Source organism: Pseudomonas sp. P5_A12 (assembly GCF_056400685.1).
In genome coordinates this window covers 1-13208 of record NZ_JBFUKU010000156.1, presented here as the reverse complement: position 1 = coordinate 13208, position 13208 = coordinate 1, and the positions used below count along the sequence as shown (strand labels likewise).

Below are 13208 nucleotides of genomic sequence, written 5' to 3'. Positions count from 1 at the left end.
CTGGAGTCCAGCACTTTGACTTTGATGCGTGGAAATTGCCGGTGGTAATGCGCGATCACCCGCGGCATGAAGTAGTAAGCCGCTGACGGTACGCAGGCGACAGTAACATGGCCAAGCCGGGTCGAAGCCACTTCGCTAATGCCCAGCAACGCCACGTCCAGATCATCCAGCAAGCGTTCGACGCTGGGCATGAAACTGCGTCCGGCCTGAGTCAGACTGACCTTACGCGTAGTGCGCTCGAACAACCGCACACCCAAGGCATCTTCAAGCTTATCGATGCGCCGGCTCAGGGCCGGTTGAGAGATGCGCACAGTGTCGGCGGCCCTTCGAAAACTGCCTTGCTCGACAACAGCACGAAAAGCTTGCAAGTCGTTGAGGTCGAAGTTAATGGCCATAGGTATGTACTCGAGAACAGGCAGATTGATCAGCCTATCCTATGAATATAAGAAATTAATGCAAAACCTGACTGAATTTAGTTTTTGTGCATGCCTATCTCGGGGAGGGAGTTATGGAGTTTGCTTGGCATTACTGCTCGTGCCCTTTCGTGATGAAAGTATGCAGTGATTTGCCGAAGACTCGGCGCATTGTTTTCACAGCGTGCGGCCCCTGCACGCCAGATATGACGTGCAGGGGCGCATTTACGCCCATGCCCCTTCGAAATGCCCCCTCAGCGCTCAGGGAAGCAGATCAAGCGATACCTATTTTCCATTGGGGCGGCGGCGGCGTGCCATTTACCGCAAAATCACCGACTATGCGGTCCTTGTAAATGCGTGGGTTGTGAGAGGTCAATGTCCGGGCATTGCGCCAGAAGCGATCCAGGCCTTGCGGTCGCAGGGTCGCAGAGGCACTCAGGGCATCGAACATGCGCGAACTCGCGTCTACGATCAGGTCGCTGACCACGGTTTGCGACTGGGCAATTTCCAGTTCGGCGATGTTAACTGCCTTGTTCAGCGCCTCGACGTCGCCGCTGAGCCTTGCGTCATACGCGCGCTGAAGCGCTTCGGCGTTTTTCAGGACGATGGCACCGGCGCTATAAGCAGCGGCTCGCAGACTGCCAACCACCTGCAATACCTGTGGGTCCTGGGCGACCCGTGATGCGTTGCCGTTGCTGAAGCTGCGGGTGCGATTGGCGACTGCCACGGCCACTTCACCGCTCAAGGCGCGACCAATACCGGCCAGGTTTGCCAGGTGGATGATCTGATAAAACGCCGGCGAGTATTGGAAGCGATCGGCATTATCCTGGATGTTGCGAGGGTCCACCGCGACGCCTCGAAAGTGGGTGGTGCCACTGGCGGTAAGGGTCTGGCCGAAACCATTCCAGTCATCAACCACCTCCACGCCCTCTGCATCGCGACGCACGGTGGCTGACATGCGTTTACCTTCATAATCGCTGACAGCGACATCGACCCAGTCGCTGTACAAGCAACCGGTGGTGTAAAACTTGGTACCGTCGATGCGCCACTGCTCGCCATCCAGATATAGGCGCGAGTCCAATTGCGACTGCTGTGTTTGACCCACTTCGCCGGTCGCCGGGCCAACAGTTTCGCCACGCCCCAATCGCTCCAGCCAGACCTTGCGCCGTTCCTCATCAAAGCTGTTGAGCACGTTCTCGGTAAAACCCAGATGCCCGCGCAACGCTTGCACGAGGTTGGAATCGGCTTCACCGAGTTCGATCAACAGGTTGGTGAGCTCAGGCAAGCTGACGCCTGATCCACCGTAAGCGACGGGTACCCGTAGCGCGGTGAAACCCGAAGCTTTCAGCAATTGCAGCTCCTGGACCGGCAGGCGGCGCTCCCGCTCACGGGCTATTGCTCCTTCGCGCAAGGTGGCGAACAAGGGGCGAAATCGTTCAGCCAGTTTTTCGTATTCAGGGGTCGGTCCCGAGCCCCAGGCAGCGTCTATTTGTGTCATGGTCATTGTCTCCTTGACGGTAATACCCCGGCCAGCGGGAAGTTGGTAAGCGATCAGCGACAGGCGTATCCCGTCACCGAAAAATTCAAATGGCAATAGAGAAGAGCCCAAGTTTTAGTGTGTCGGTACGTTGGTTCATAACAGTGCTCCTTGGTTAACAGGCGACAGCGAAGGACAGGCCGCTGGTCAGGGGAGCAAGCGCCTGACGCGCACCAGGAATCGCTGCCAGCAGACGTTGGGTGTAAGCGTGTTGTGGGTTTTGCCACAGGGTTTTCGCCGTGGCCTGTTCGACGATGCGAGCGTCATGCATGACCAGTACCCGGTCGGCGAAGTAGCGCACCACGGACAGGTCGTGGGAGATGAACAGATAGGACAGATCGAAGGCTTCGCGCAGCTCCACCAGCAGGTTGAGAATCTGCGCCTGGGTGGAGACGTCCAGAGCCGATACGGGCTCGTCGCAAATCACCAGTCGCGGTTTGATAATCAGTGCCCGGGCGATACCGATGCGCTGGCGCTGGCCGCCGGAAAATTGATGAGGCAGACGATCCAGGCTGCCACGTGCCAAGCCCACGGCATCGAGCATCGATTGCCGGGCGCGACGCCGTTGGCTGGGGTCTGTCTGGCCGTGCAAGCGCTGCACGCGGTCCAGAATAGTCTCGACACTGTGCCGTGGATTTAGCGCGGCGTAGGGATCTTGAAAGATCATCTGCAGTTGGCCGCGCCACAGGATTTGCTCGGCAGGGGTGAGCGTTGCGATGTCCCGACCGTCGAACTCAATGTGACCCTGGCGGGGTGTCAGTAATCTCAGCAGCGCTTTGCTCAAGGTTGACTTGCCGCAACCTGACTCACCGACCAGCCCCACGGTCTCGCGCTCGCCGATGTGAAACGACAGTTGGCTGAGCACATTGCGCTCGCCGTAGCTCAGGGTCAGGTCCTCTACCCGCAACAGCGGCGGCGTGTTCCGAGGCGCCGGACGCGGTGCTTTGCCGGGCAGGTACTCGGTACTGCTGACCTGGTAGCCGTTGGGCTGTCCAGACCTGCGCTTGACCTGAATTTCGGCCAGGCGATTATCCAGGTAGTGTTGCCCGTGGTCCCGACTCAGCGAGGCATTCAATAAACCTCGGGTATAGGGATGCTCGGGTCTGCGGAACAAGGCGGCGGTGGGGCGATGCTCCAGCGCTTGCCCGTCGTGCATGATGATGACGCGGTCGGCCTGTTGTTCCACCACGCCTAAATCGTGGGTTATCAGCAGCAGTCCCATGCGCAACTCGCGGCGCAGACAATCGAGCAAGTCGAGGATCTGCGCCTGAACACAGACGTCCAGTGCGGTGGTCGGCTCATCGGCGATCAACAGGCGCGGTTCGCAGGCGATGGCCATGGCAATCATGACCCGTTGACGTTGCCCCCCGGACAGATGCTGCGGGTATTCGCGCAAATGAGCGGCAGGGCGCGGCAACTGGACCAGACCGAACAATTCTTCGGCACGCTTGCAGGCCTGGCGGCGGGTCAGGTCAGTGTGTGCCAGCAACGTTTCGGTCAGTTGCTCCCCCAGGGTTAGCACCGGGTTCAGGCTCGACAAGGGGTCTTGAAAGACCATCGCCAAGGCATTGCCCTGTAAGTGGCGCATATTCCTCGGCGAGAGTTGCAGCAGGTCGCGGCCTTCGAACAGTGCCTGGCCCTGCATTTGCGCGTTGGGTGGCAGCAGTCTCAGTAAGGCCAGGGCGGTCGTTGATTTACCGCACCCGGACTCACCGACTAACGCCAGGGTTTCTCCGGCCTCCAAAGTAAAATCCAGACCTTGTACAACGTCTACACCGTCGAAACTCACGCGAAGCCCGCGTACGTCGAGCAGGCTCATGGGAGGTACCGACGAAGGCGCGGGTTGAGAGCGTCGTTGAGGCCGTCCCCCAACATATTGAGCGCGAGCACCACAAAAATAATCGCCAGGCCGGGCAGCGCGGTGAGGAACCAGGCGCTGGCGATTTGCTCGCGACCACTGCCAATCATGCCGCCCCAACTCGGTTTATTAGGGTCGCTCATTCCCAGAAACGCCAGGCCCGCTTCAATCAAAATCGCCGAAGCCACCAGGATCGATGCCGTCACGACTAAAGGAGCCAGGGCATTAGGCAGAATTTCGTGCAGGATGATCGTGCGATTGTTGAAGCCTTGACTGCGCGCCGCGGTGACGAAATCAGCTTCGCGCAGGGTCCGAAACTCGGCCCGAATCAGCCGTGCAACCGTGGGCCAGGACGATATGCCGATGGCCAGGGCAATGATGTTAACCGTGGGGTTGCCAATGGCGACTATCACAATCACCAGCAAAAACGAGGGCACGGTTTGAAACACCTCGGTAATGCGCATCAACACATCGCCCAGCCGGCCACCGTGGTAACCCGCCAATGCGCCGACAGCGACGCCAAGGGTCACGCTGAGCAGCGTCGCGCTGAGGGCAATCAACAATGACGCCCGCGCGCCATAGGCAATGCCCGATGCCACGTCACGTCCCAGTGAGTCGGTGCCCAAGGGGTAAGCCGGGTCAGCGCCAGGCCAGAGTAACGGTGCGGCGACCATGTCCATAGGGTCGCCGGGGAAGAAATGCTCAGCGCTCAGGGCCATCGCCAACGTCAGGATGAGGATGCCGGCGCCCGTCAGCACAGCCGGGTTGCGACGTAACGCAGCCCATACGCTTTCACTATGGCCGCGCTTGGTCGGCTGAATAGCAATGATCGACATTGAAAACTCACTCTTTGAAGAAAGGGTTTATTCCACTTGGATGCGTGGGTCGAGCCAGGCTTGCAACAGGTCCATAGACACGTTGACCAGTACCACCAACATCGAGGACAGCAGCAAAATACCCAGCAGCAGGTTGTAGTCCCGGGAGAGCACGGCATCGAGGGTCAAGCGGCCCAGTCCAGGCCAGCCGAACAAGGTCTCAGTGACGGCGGCGCCACCAAACAGCGCGGCGAAGTGCAAGCCGGCCAGGGTGGTGACCGGCAGCAGCGCATTGCGCAACACATGGCGCACGGCGATGCGCGTGGGGGGCAGGCCTTTGGCCCGGGCGGTGCGCACAAAATCCTGGCGCTGCACCTCCAACATTGAGGCGCGGGTCAGGCGTGCATAAAGCGCGATGTAAAAAGTCGACAAGGTCAGCACCGGCAGCACGGTGTGCTTGAGCCGGTCCGTCAGCCAGGCCATGCCGTGCAAGTCCAGACCGAGTGTTTCAATGCCGTCGCTGGGCAGCCAGCCCAAGGTGACCGAAAACACAACGACAGCCATCAGCCCGATCCAGAAACCGGGCGCCGAATACAACACCAGCACCGCCAGCGACAATAGACGGTCGGGCCAGCGCCCAACCCAGGTCGCCATCAATACCCCCGCCGCGATTCCGATGGTCAGCGCCAGGCCTAGAGCACCCACCATTAGCAGCAGGGTGTTGGGTAAACGGTCGAATACCAACTGACTGACCGGCATGTTGAAACGCGGCGAGACTCCCAGGTCCAGGTGCGCCAGATGCGTGAGGTAGGCGAGCAATTGCCGTCCCAGGTTCAGGTCCAACCCGAAGTGACTGCGCCACAGGGCCAGGGTCGCCTCGGTCGCGCCCCCGGACTCACTCGCCAGTACATCCACGGCGTCGCCGGGTATCAGCCGTAACAGCAGGAAGTTCAGTAACAGAATGCCAAAAACCGTCGGCACGGCTTGCCACAGGGTGCGTCGCGCCAGGCGCAGAATCCTCAGACGATCAACCATGGGCAATCGCTTCATCGCCCAGGCGGACGTCGGACAGGCTGCCATCCAGGCCATTACCGTCGGTTTCAAACCCTGTGACCCGAGCGCTGAAAACCGTCACTTGTTGCTGCATGACCAAGGTAATCGAGGGCAGTTCCTCGATAACGATCTTCTGGAACGCCTTGAACAGATCACCACGGCGTTGCTCGTCAGTCTCCACCGCTGCTTGTTCCAGAAGTCGGTCGACTTCCGGGTTGTTGTAGTGGGTGCTGTTGGAGAAGGGCAGGCCTTTGCGAAAGTTTTTTGACCAGAACAGCCGTTGCACACCCACCGTGGGATCAAACATGGTGCCCATGCCCACCACCGCGAAGTCGAAATCCCGATCGGTGTAGATACGTTTGGTGTAGGTCGGAAAATCCTGCGAGCGCAGTTGGACATCAATACCGATACGGGCCAGTGCCGAGCGAATGTACGCAGCCGTTCGCGCGTAGCTGTCGCCATAGGGCAGGGGGTCGAGAATCAGGCTGAACCGGGCATTGCCTTTTTTCGGCAAGCCGGCCTCGTCCAGCAGCGTATTGGCCTTGGCGATGTCGAAGGGATAAGGGTTGGGAGCGGTGTAGAGGTACTGCGGGAAATTCTTGGGAATCGGCGACACGCTGACGTCGGCATAGCCGTAATAGACCACCTTCTTGATGACCTCGCGATCAATGGCATGGGCGATAGCCTTGCGCACCTCGTGGCGTGACAGCAAGGGGTGATCGAGGTTGAACTCGAGCATCGTCGGGGTAACGCTATAGGCGTAACCGCGGGTGGTGAATTTGAGTTTTCCTGACTGGGTAATGCGTGCCAGATCGCTGAGTGGCACCGGGCTTTGGCCACCTGCGTCCAGGCTGCCATTCTCGAACGCTGCCAGGCGTGCCGCAGAATCGGGTGCAACCTTGAGGAACAATGTATCGACGACGGGCAGGTCAACGCCCCAGTAATCGGGGTTGCGCTCGAACTCGATATAGCTGCCGCGTTGCCAGCGCTTGAAACGATAAGGGCCGGTGCCAATCGGCGCGTTGTTGTGCGGATTGCTCAGCGGATCGCCGGTCTCATAAAGGTGCTTGGGCAGGATTGGGGTTTCGCCACCGGCAAATGCACGAAGCAGATAGGGCGCCGGTTTAGCCAGGCGTACCACCGCCGTGTATTGATCGGGCGTATCGACGGCCAGCAGGTTGGCAAAGGTGCTGCCACCGCGAGGGTGATAGCGTTTGATCAGATCCAGAGAAAACGCCACGTCCGCTGAAGTGAAGGGTTGGCCGTCATGCCATTTCACCCCTTGGCGTAAATCAAAGCGGTAACTCAGGCCATCGGCGGCCACACTCCAGGCAACGGCCAGCCCAGGCTGGGGTGTCAGGCTTTCATCGTATCGAAGCAGACCTTCCAGGACTTTGCTACTGGCCGTAACCGTCGTTCCTGCCGTGGTGTTGAACGAGCTCAACGACGGCGGCTCCGGGTTGACCAGCAGGTTGAAAATACGGCGGCCTGTTGCGGCTTCTGCGGCGGCTGCCGCGAGGGCATTGGGCAAAAACGGCACACTTGCGCCCAACAGGGGCAGGGCAGACAAACCGATGAGCAATTGGCGTCGTGAAAAAGACATGAGCAGTCATCCTTGAGAAATGATCAGTGGCGTAAACCGGCTTGATATAACAGGGGCAAGACACGCTCGCCGAACTGTTCAAGGTCGGGGACGAAATCGAAAAAGCTCAACTGTATGCCGTCGATGCCGGCCTGCTTGAGGCGCAGAATGTCGCGCACAACGGTTTCGGGGCTGCCAACCAACTGGATGTTGCCGCCGACGTAGCGCTGGGCCGCTTGATGGCCCCGCCAGGCATGGGCATCACTGGCTTCGCGGGTATGTCCGGCCAGTGCACCGGGGTCGCCCGCAGCGGTAATGGCCTGGTGCACCTCCCAGGCTTCGGCATCGCTGTCACGGCAAATCACCAGCGGGTTGATCAGCGTACGTATTTGACGACCGTGGCCATAAGCTGCCTGTTTGATACGCTGCAAATGCTCGGGGAGCTTGGCCAGCGCGTCTTCAATTTCAGCGCTGCCGGGGCTTGTGGTGAAGACGATGTCCGAGTGTCTGGCCGCAAAATCAATGCCTGCCGTGGACCCGGTGGCATTCACCAGTACCGGGCGGCCAAACAGCGGTTTAACGCTGCTGTAGGCTTCTTCGAGACGGTAGTGATCACCGTTGAAATCGACGTTCTCGTTGCTGCCCCATAATTGCTGCACCACCCGAATGAACTCGTCGGCCTGTTGGTAGCGCTGGTCATGCTCGATCGGGTCGTGGCCGAAGCGCCGGTGCTCGCGGTGACGGTGACCAGTCACCAGGTTCAAGCCCCAGCGACCTTTGCTGATGTGATCCAGCGTGGCGCCGAATTTGGCCAGGTGCAGTGGATGCCAAGGGCCATACAGCACGTGCAGCGTGGAGATCAACATGATGCGCTCGGTCACCGAAGCCAGAGCGGCCTGGGTAATGAACGCGTCCAGGGATTCGTCGTGATAACGAATGTCGCCCCCATAGCCGCCCTTACCCAGCCATTCAGCAAGCGCAAACACCAAATCAAAGCCGAGGGCTTCTGCGCGCAAGGTTAATTGCTTGTTGTAGTCGAATGTCCAGTCGGTTCCCCGAGGCAGCGCTGAAGGACTCCATCCTCCTGCCTGGATGGGTAGAAACAAGCCAAGCATTAGAGGTTGGGAAAACGCGCGTGATAATGGACTGTCGGGAAAATCGAGGGGCGAGGATAAAGACGGCRAGGCGAACACTCCGATGTTCAATGACATAAGAGGGCAGGTGCAATGTATGTGCCGATTACGGTGTGCAATGAATAAGTCACGTGCGGCCGGGGCTTAAACTGGAATGTTATTAAACGTGCCCCGCCAAACATGTTGTATTGCAATAGTGCGTTCTGTGTAATGACTGTTGCTCAGGCAACACTTAAAAGATTAAGGCAGATGGTATGGAGCTTTAAAAAGCATCGCTGATGGCCGTGGCAGAGGGTTATGGTGGTTTTTTGGTTATATGCTTAGTTCGAGCATTGGCGTAACTTTAGCTGAAAATGTTATAGCAACAATTTAACTTGAGATTGACTGGGTTTGGCGACGTTTATATTGTCGTGGCCTGCTGCTGTTCTGTGCGTTTTATTGAGCGCGTCAAGTTAATCACATTAGTTAACAGGAACTACCATGAGCGCTATTGAATACCGCCCTTTAGGTCGTCACGGCATTAAAGTGTCGCCCTTGACCTTGGGTTCCATGATGTTCGGTGGACAAACCAGCGAAGAAGTGGCCCAGCGTATCGCCGACAAGGCGTTTGATCAGGGCATCAATTTCATTGATACCGCAAACGGCTACAACGGCGGGGTTTCTGAAGAAGTGGTAGGGCGCTTGATAAGGGCACGGCGTCGGCAGTGGGTGTTGGCTACCAAATTCGTCAACCCTAATCCGGGAGGCGAGGGGCCCAACAACCGTGGTGCGTCGCGGCTCAATGTCATTCAGTCGGTGGACGCCAGCCTTAAACGCCTGAACACCGATTACATCGATTTGTTTTATTTGCACCGTGAAGATCCCCACACCCCGGTGGAGGAAACTGTTCGAGCCCTGTCAGACCTGATACGTGCCGGCAAGATTCACGCTTACGGGCTGTCGAATCATCGTGGCTGGAAGCTGGCTGAATTTAGTCGCGCCGCCGATGTACTGGGCGTTGAACGTCCCACCGCCAGCCAGCCGCTGTACAACCTGGCCAATCGACAAATCGAAGTCGAGCACTTGCCTGCCGCCGAGTACTACGGGATTGGTGTGGTCTCTTACAGTCCGCTCGCACGCGGCGTGCTGACTGGCAAATACCTCCCCGATCAGCCTGTACCGGAAAACACCCGTGCCGGTCGCAAGGACGCACGCCTGCAGCAAACCGAGTGGCGGCCCGAGTCGCTCAATCTGGCACAGCGCATCAAAGATCATGCTCAGGCACGGGGGATTACCAGCGGCCAGTTCGCGTTGGCCTGGGTACTGAATAATCGCCTGATCACTTCAGCCATCGCCGGCCCTCGTACCGAGGAGCAATGGGACGATTACCTGCCCGCGCTGGAGTACAACTTCACTGCCGAGGACGAAGCCTTCGTCAATGATCTGGTGGTAACGGGGCACTCCTCTACGCCGGGTTACAACGACCCGAGTCATCCGTTTTTTGGACGTCAATCGCGGGTGTGAGCCCGGATTATTCGACGTGATGTTCACATCAATGGGCAGGTTTTTCGGCAGCCACGAAAGGAGAGGTCAGAATGCACGAGCGTAACAGCCGAAGAGCGTTCATCAAGCAGGTCGCGTTACTAGGGGTTGCAGGGGCCGCGGGGTTGATTCTGCCGGGCTGCGACAAGCCGGCTAAACCAGTTGCCGGTGCACCCGCGGTGATTAAAAGCCGCGCCGACCAAGTGGTGAGTTTCAAGTACCCGGACAACCCTGCGTTCGATCTGGTGTACCTCGCCGATTCGCTGGGCTACTTCGATGGGACGCGTACGCGACCCAATTACATCGGGCGTATTGCAGCACCGCAAATCATTCCTCTGGTGGGCACCGGCGAGATTGATTTCGGCTCGCGTATGGTGCCGCTGGTGATTTCCGCCATTGCCAGTGGCCTGGATCTCAAAGTCGTTGCCGCGGGCGGCAAGACGCTGGAAGAAGCGCCACACATGAAGTATTTCGTGCGCGCCAATTCAGGGATATTCACGCCCAAGGACATGGAAGGCAAAACCGTAGGCTTCAACAGTTTTGGCGCCTGCGCCGAATTCGTCACCAAAAAATACCTGCGTGAGCACCAAGTCAATGTCGACAAAATCAACTGGGTGGTGATCCCCGATAACCAGGCTGAGCAAACCCTGGCCACCGGCAACATCGATATCGCAATCATCCATCCACCTGCCTCGGGCGGAGCGAAGCACAACCCTGATCTGCGTAAGCTGTGGAGCGATTACGACCTGGACAGAGGCCTCGGCGGCATGGCGCCTTACAGCGTCTACGGAAAATTCAGCCGGGAAAATCCCGAAGCTACCCGCGATTTCGTCGCGGCGATCGCCAAGGCAGCGAACTGGGCGAATGCCAATCCCGACCTCGCGCGCAAGCTCGTGTCCGAGCGTATCGGCACCCCGCTCGAACTGGTGGAGCGCTACGCCTATGTCGAGGATCTCGTCATCACCGAGCCGCCGATTCAGTACTACATTGACATCCTTGAGAACGAAGGAAAGCTGAAACACGGCGCTATATCCGTCAAGGACGTCTACACCAATGACTTCAACCCGCTTGCCAAGGGTCACGCCTGATGACGGAGGCGCCAGCACATAAAATCGAAGCCCGGGGCGTGCAAATGGAATACCAGGCACAGGATGAAACCGGGCGCAGTGAGCGGGTGGTGGTTCTGGAGGACTTCGATCTACAGGTACGCGAAGGTGAGTTCCTGTCCATTCTCGGCCCCTCGGGTTGTGGAAAATCCACTTTTCTCAACATTCTCGCAGGGCTGACAAAGAAAACCGGCGGCGTGCTGGACATCGACGGCAACGCCTTGCAGGGCATTAATCGCCATCAAGGGGTGGTGTTTCAGGGTTATGCATTGCTGCCATGGCGGTCGGTGCTCGACAACATTTCGGTGGGGCTGGAAATCCGCGGGGTGGCAAAAAGCGAGCGGCTGGAAAAAGCCCGCGAGTACCTGGATTTGGTGGGTCTCACAGGATTTGCTTCGCGTTTTCCCCATGAACTCTCGGGCGGCATGCGTCAGCGGGTGGCCATTGCTCGATCACTGGTGTATGAGCCGGACATCTTGCTGATGGACGAACCTTTTGCAGCGCTGGATGCGCAAACCAGAGAGGCGCTGCAAGACGAGTTACTGCGGATCTGGGACCTGCACAAGAAAACCATCGTGTTTATCACCCACAGTCTGGACGAGGCGATTTTCCTTTCGGACCGGGTCGCAGTCATGACCCCGCGCCCAGGGCGGATCAAGGAAATTATCGACATCAACCTGGAGCGCCCCCGATTGCCGGAACTGCGCAACAGCCACCGGTTTGTGCAGTTGCGTCAACGGGCGTGGACATCGTTGCGAGAAGCCATGGGCAGCACAGTAGCCGAAGATCAAGGCGTTGATGAACGAGCCCGGTGGGAATGTTGGCAGCAGGTCGCCCAGCGCGGCGGCCACCGGATAGGAGTGTGACCATGAGTTGGAGTTCAGCTTCGCGCAGGGTGGTCGACAGCTCTCTGGGCATCCTGGTTTTCCTCGCACTTTGGGAAGCATTACCGCGTTTGGGATGGGTCAACCCGGGGTATTTGAGTCCGCCCTCGGCGGTACTGGCAGCCATCGCAGACATGGCTAGGTCTGGTGTGTTGTTAAAGCATTTACAGGCAAGCCTGATTCGTTCCGTGGCGGGCCTGGCCTTGGCGATCATTAGTGGCGTCACGCTAGGTTTACTGATGGGCTGGTTCGTCAGGTTGGAACGGGTGCTCGACCCGCTACTGCAATTCTTTCGGCAAACCTCGGCGCTGGCGCTTTTCCCGGTATTTATCCTGTTTCTGGGAATCGGCGAGATGTCGAAGGTAGCGATTATCTTCTGGGCATCCTTCTGGCCAATCCTGTTGAGCACCATTAGTGGCGTCAAGCAGGTGGACACCTTGCTGATCAATTCAGCGTTGTCCATGGGGGCCAATCGTCGTTTTCTGTTTCTGAAAATAGTCTTGCCGTCCGCGTCACCTTCGATTTTTACCGGGGTCCGTTTAGCAGGCGCCTATAGCATCACCGCATTGGTGGCTGCAGAGATGATTGGCGCGCATTCGGGACTGGGCTTCTTGACGCTCAACTCCCAAGAGGTATTCCAGATTCCGAGCATGTACGCCGGGATCTTGCTGCTGGCGGTGGTGGGCCTTTTGCTCAATTTCCTGCTGGCGCTGTTGGAGCGGCGCTTCACGCGCTGGCGTCGTGGGCTCAAACATGCGGGCTGATCTCAAGCGGTCAATTGCCCGAGGTTGGGCACCCTTTGGATGGGCGACTCTGGCCTGTGGGGTGGGTGCAGGGTTGATCTGGGCGTTTTGGGTTCTGCTGGTGTTTGACCCTGCCGCGCAGCCCGCCGGACCGGTACTGGCGCAAGCCCGGCAAAAGCAGGTGTTACGCATTGCTGTGCGTAGCTAACCGCGACCGACGTTCAGTCATGCCGCCTTGGTGTCCGAGCCTGACGAAATGGACCGCGAGCTGGCAACTTCGTTGGGCCAATTTCTGGGAGTCGCAGTACATCTGACGGCGTTACCGGCGGAAGATATCGCGCTCTTTCTGCGTAAAGGCGAAGTGGACGCGGTGATTGTTGGCAGTCTTGATGTCCCGGGCCTGATCAATCAACGTGCGGCGCTCACCGAACCGCCCGTTTCCTACCACACCGGGGCGTTAGTGGCATTGCGTAACGACTCGAGGACTGCTGGATCAGGGGTAAACGGCCAGGCTGTATGCGTTGCATTCGGCAGTCCTTGGGCGGCCGCTTTGCAGCGTCAAG

General features: G+C 58.5%; 12 protein-coding genes. 5 read left to right on the top strand and 7 right to left on the bottom strand.

Features of this window, described 5'->3' with window-relative positions; all coding sequences use genetic code 11:
• The 7 genes from AC1DSG_RS19515 to AC1DSG_RS19485 form a co-directional block, all read right to left on the bottom strand.
• On the bottom strand, window positions 1–395 hold a 395-nt coding region (locus AC1DSG_RS19515; protein WP_477792357.1), incomplete at its 3' end, for a LysR family transcriptional regulator.
• A gap of 292 nt (window positions 396–687) precedes the next feature.
• Complete coding sequence (locus AC1DSG_RS19510) at window positions 688–1911, bottom strand: acyl-CoA dehydrogenase family protein (RefSeq protein WP_477792356.1); 1224 nt, start codon at window positions 1909–1911, stop codon at window positions 688–690.
• Window positions 1912–2065: 154 nt separating this feature from the next.
• Window positions 2066–3769 (bottom strand): dipeptide ABC transporter ATP-binding protein, encoded by a 1704-nt coding sequence (locus tag AC1DSG_RS19505; protein ID WP_477792355.1) that lies wholly within the window; start codon window positions 3767–3769, stop codon window positions 2066–2068.
• Window positions 3766–4644, bottom strand: a complete 879-nt coding sequence (locus tag AC1DSG_RS19500) for an ABC transporter permease (RefSeq protein ID WP_477792354.1) — start codon at window positions 4642–4644, stop codon at window positions 3766–3768. Before AC1DSG_RS19500 ends, AC1DSG_RS19505 begins: the two co-directional genes overlap by 4 nt.
• 27 nt (window positions 4645–4671) lie before the next feature.
• The gene (locus tag AC1DSG_RS19495; RefSeq protein WP_477792353.1) at window positions 4672–5658 is read right to left on the bottom strand and encodes an ABC transporter permease; all 987 of its coding nucleotides are present in this window, start codon (window positions 5656–5658) and stop codon (window positions 4672–4674) included.
• The gene (locus AC1DSG_RS19490) at window positions 5651–7279 is read right to left on the bottom strand and encodes an ABC transporter substrate-binding protein (RefSeq protein WP_477792352.1); all 1629 of its coding nucleotides are present in this window, start codon (window positions 7277–7279) and stop codon (window positions 5651–5653) included. The genes AC1DSG_RS19495 and AC1DSG_RS19490 overlap by 8 nt, the downstream gene beginning before the upstream one ends.
• Before the next feature lie 23 nt (window positions 7280–7302).
• Window positions 7303–8469 carry an LLM class flavin-dependent oxidoreductase gene (locus tag AC1DSG_RS19485; protein ID WP_477792351.1) on the bottom strand — a complete coding sequence of 389 codons (1167 nt, stop codon included), beginning with the start codon at window positions 8467–8469 and terminating at the stop codon, window positions 7303–7305.
• A 411-nt stretch (window positions 8470–8880) separates the two neighbouring features.
• Here AC1DSG_RS19485 and AC1DSG_RS19480 point away from each other — a divergent pair, with 411 nt between their 5' ends.
• The 5 genes from AC1DSG_RS19480 to AC1DSG_RS19460 form a co-directional block, all read left to right on the top strand.
• A complete protein-coding gene (locus AC1DSG_RS19480) occupies window positions 8881–9894 on the top strand; it encodes an aldo/keto reductase (protein ID WP_477792358.1) in 1014 nt (337 codons plus the stop codon).
• Between the two features lie 71 nt (window positions 9895–9965).
• A complete protein-coding gene (locus AC1DSG_RS19475) occupies window positions 9966–11000 on the top strand; it encodes an ABC transporter substrate-binding protein (RefSeq protein WP_477792350.1) in 1035 nt (344 codons plus the stop codon).
• Window positions 11000–11884: an ABC transporter ATP-binding protein gene (locus tag AC1DSG_RS19470; RefSeq protein WP_477792349.1), complete on the top strand. Its 885-nt coding sequence runs from the start codon at window positions 11000–11002 to the stop codon at window positions 11882–11884. The genes AC1DSG_RS19475 and AC1DSG_RS19470 overlap by 1 nt, the downstream gene beginning before the upstream one ends.
• 2 nt (window positions 11885–11886) lie before the next feature.
• Window positions 11887–12666: an ABC transporter permease gene (locus AC1DSG_RS19465; protein WP_477792348.1), complete on the top strand. Its 780-nt coding sequence runs from the start codon at window positions 11887–11889 to the stop codon at window positions 12664–12666.
• Window positions 12667–12901: 235 nt separating this feature from the next.
• Window positions 12902–13208, top strand: a 307-nt coding sequence (locus AC1DSG_RS19460) for a type 2 periplasmic-binding domain-containing protein (RefSeq protein WP_477792347.1), incomplete at its 3' end; no start/stop codon positions are given.

What these genes read in the sequence shown, in the direction of transcription:
- AC1DSG_RS19470 (WP_477792349.1), top strand. Translation starts at nt 11,000, where the DNA reads ATGACGGAGGCGCCAGCACATAAAATCGAAGCCCGGGGCGTGCAAATG.
- AC1DSG_RS19475 (WP_477792350.1), top strand. Translation starts at nt 9,966, where the DNA reads ATGCACGAGCGTAACAGCCGAAGAGCGTTCATCAAGCAGGTCGCGTTA.
- AC1DSG_RS19495 (WP_477792353.1), bottom strand. Translation starts at nt 5,658, where the DNA reads ATGGTTGATCGTCTGAGGATTCTGCGCCTGGCGCGACGCACCCTGTGG.
- AC1DSG_RS19465 (WP_477792348.1), top strand. Translation starts at nt 11,887, where the DNA reads ATGAGTTGGAGTTCAGCTTCGCGCAGGGTGGTCGACAGCTCTCTGGGC.
- AC1DSG_RS19510 (WP_477792356.1), bottom strand. Translation starts at nt 1,911, where the DNA reads ATGACACAAATAGACGCTGCCTGGGGCTCGGGACCGACCCCTGAATAC.
- AC1DSG_RS19490 (WP_477792352.1), bottom strand. Translation starts at nt 7,279, where the DNA reads ATGTCTTTTTCACGACGCCAATTGCTCATCGGTTTGTCTGCCCTGCCC.
- AC1DSG_RS19500 (WP_477792354.1), bottom strand. Translation starts at nt 4,644, where the DNA reads ATGTCGATCATTGCTATTCAGCCGACCAAGCGCGGCCATAGTGAAAGC.
- AC1DSG_RS19505 (WP_477792355.1), bottom strand. Translation starts at nt 3,769, where the DNA reads ATGAGCCTGCTCGACGTACGCGGGCTTCGCGTGAGTTTCGACGGTGTA.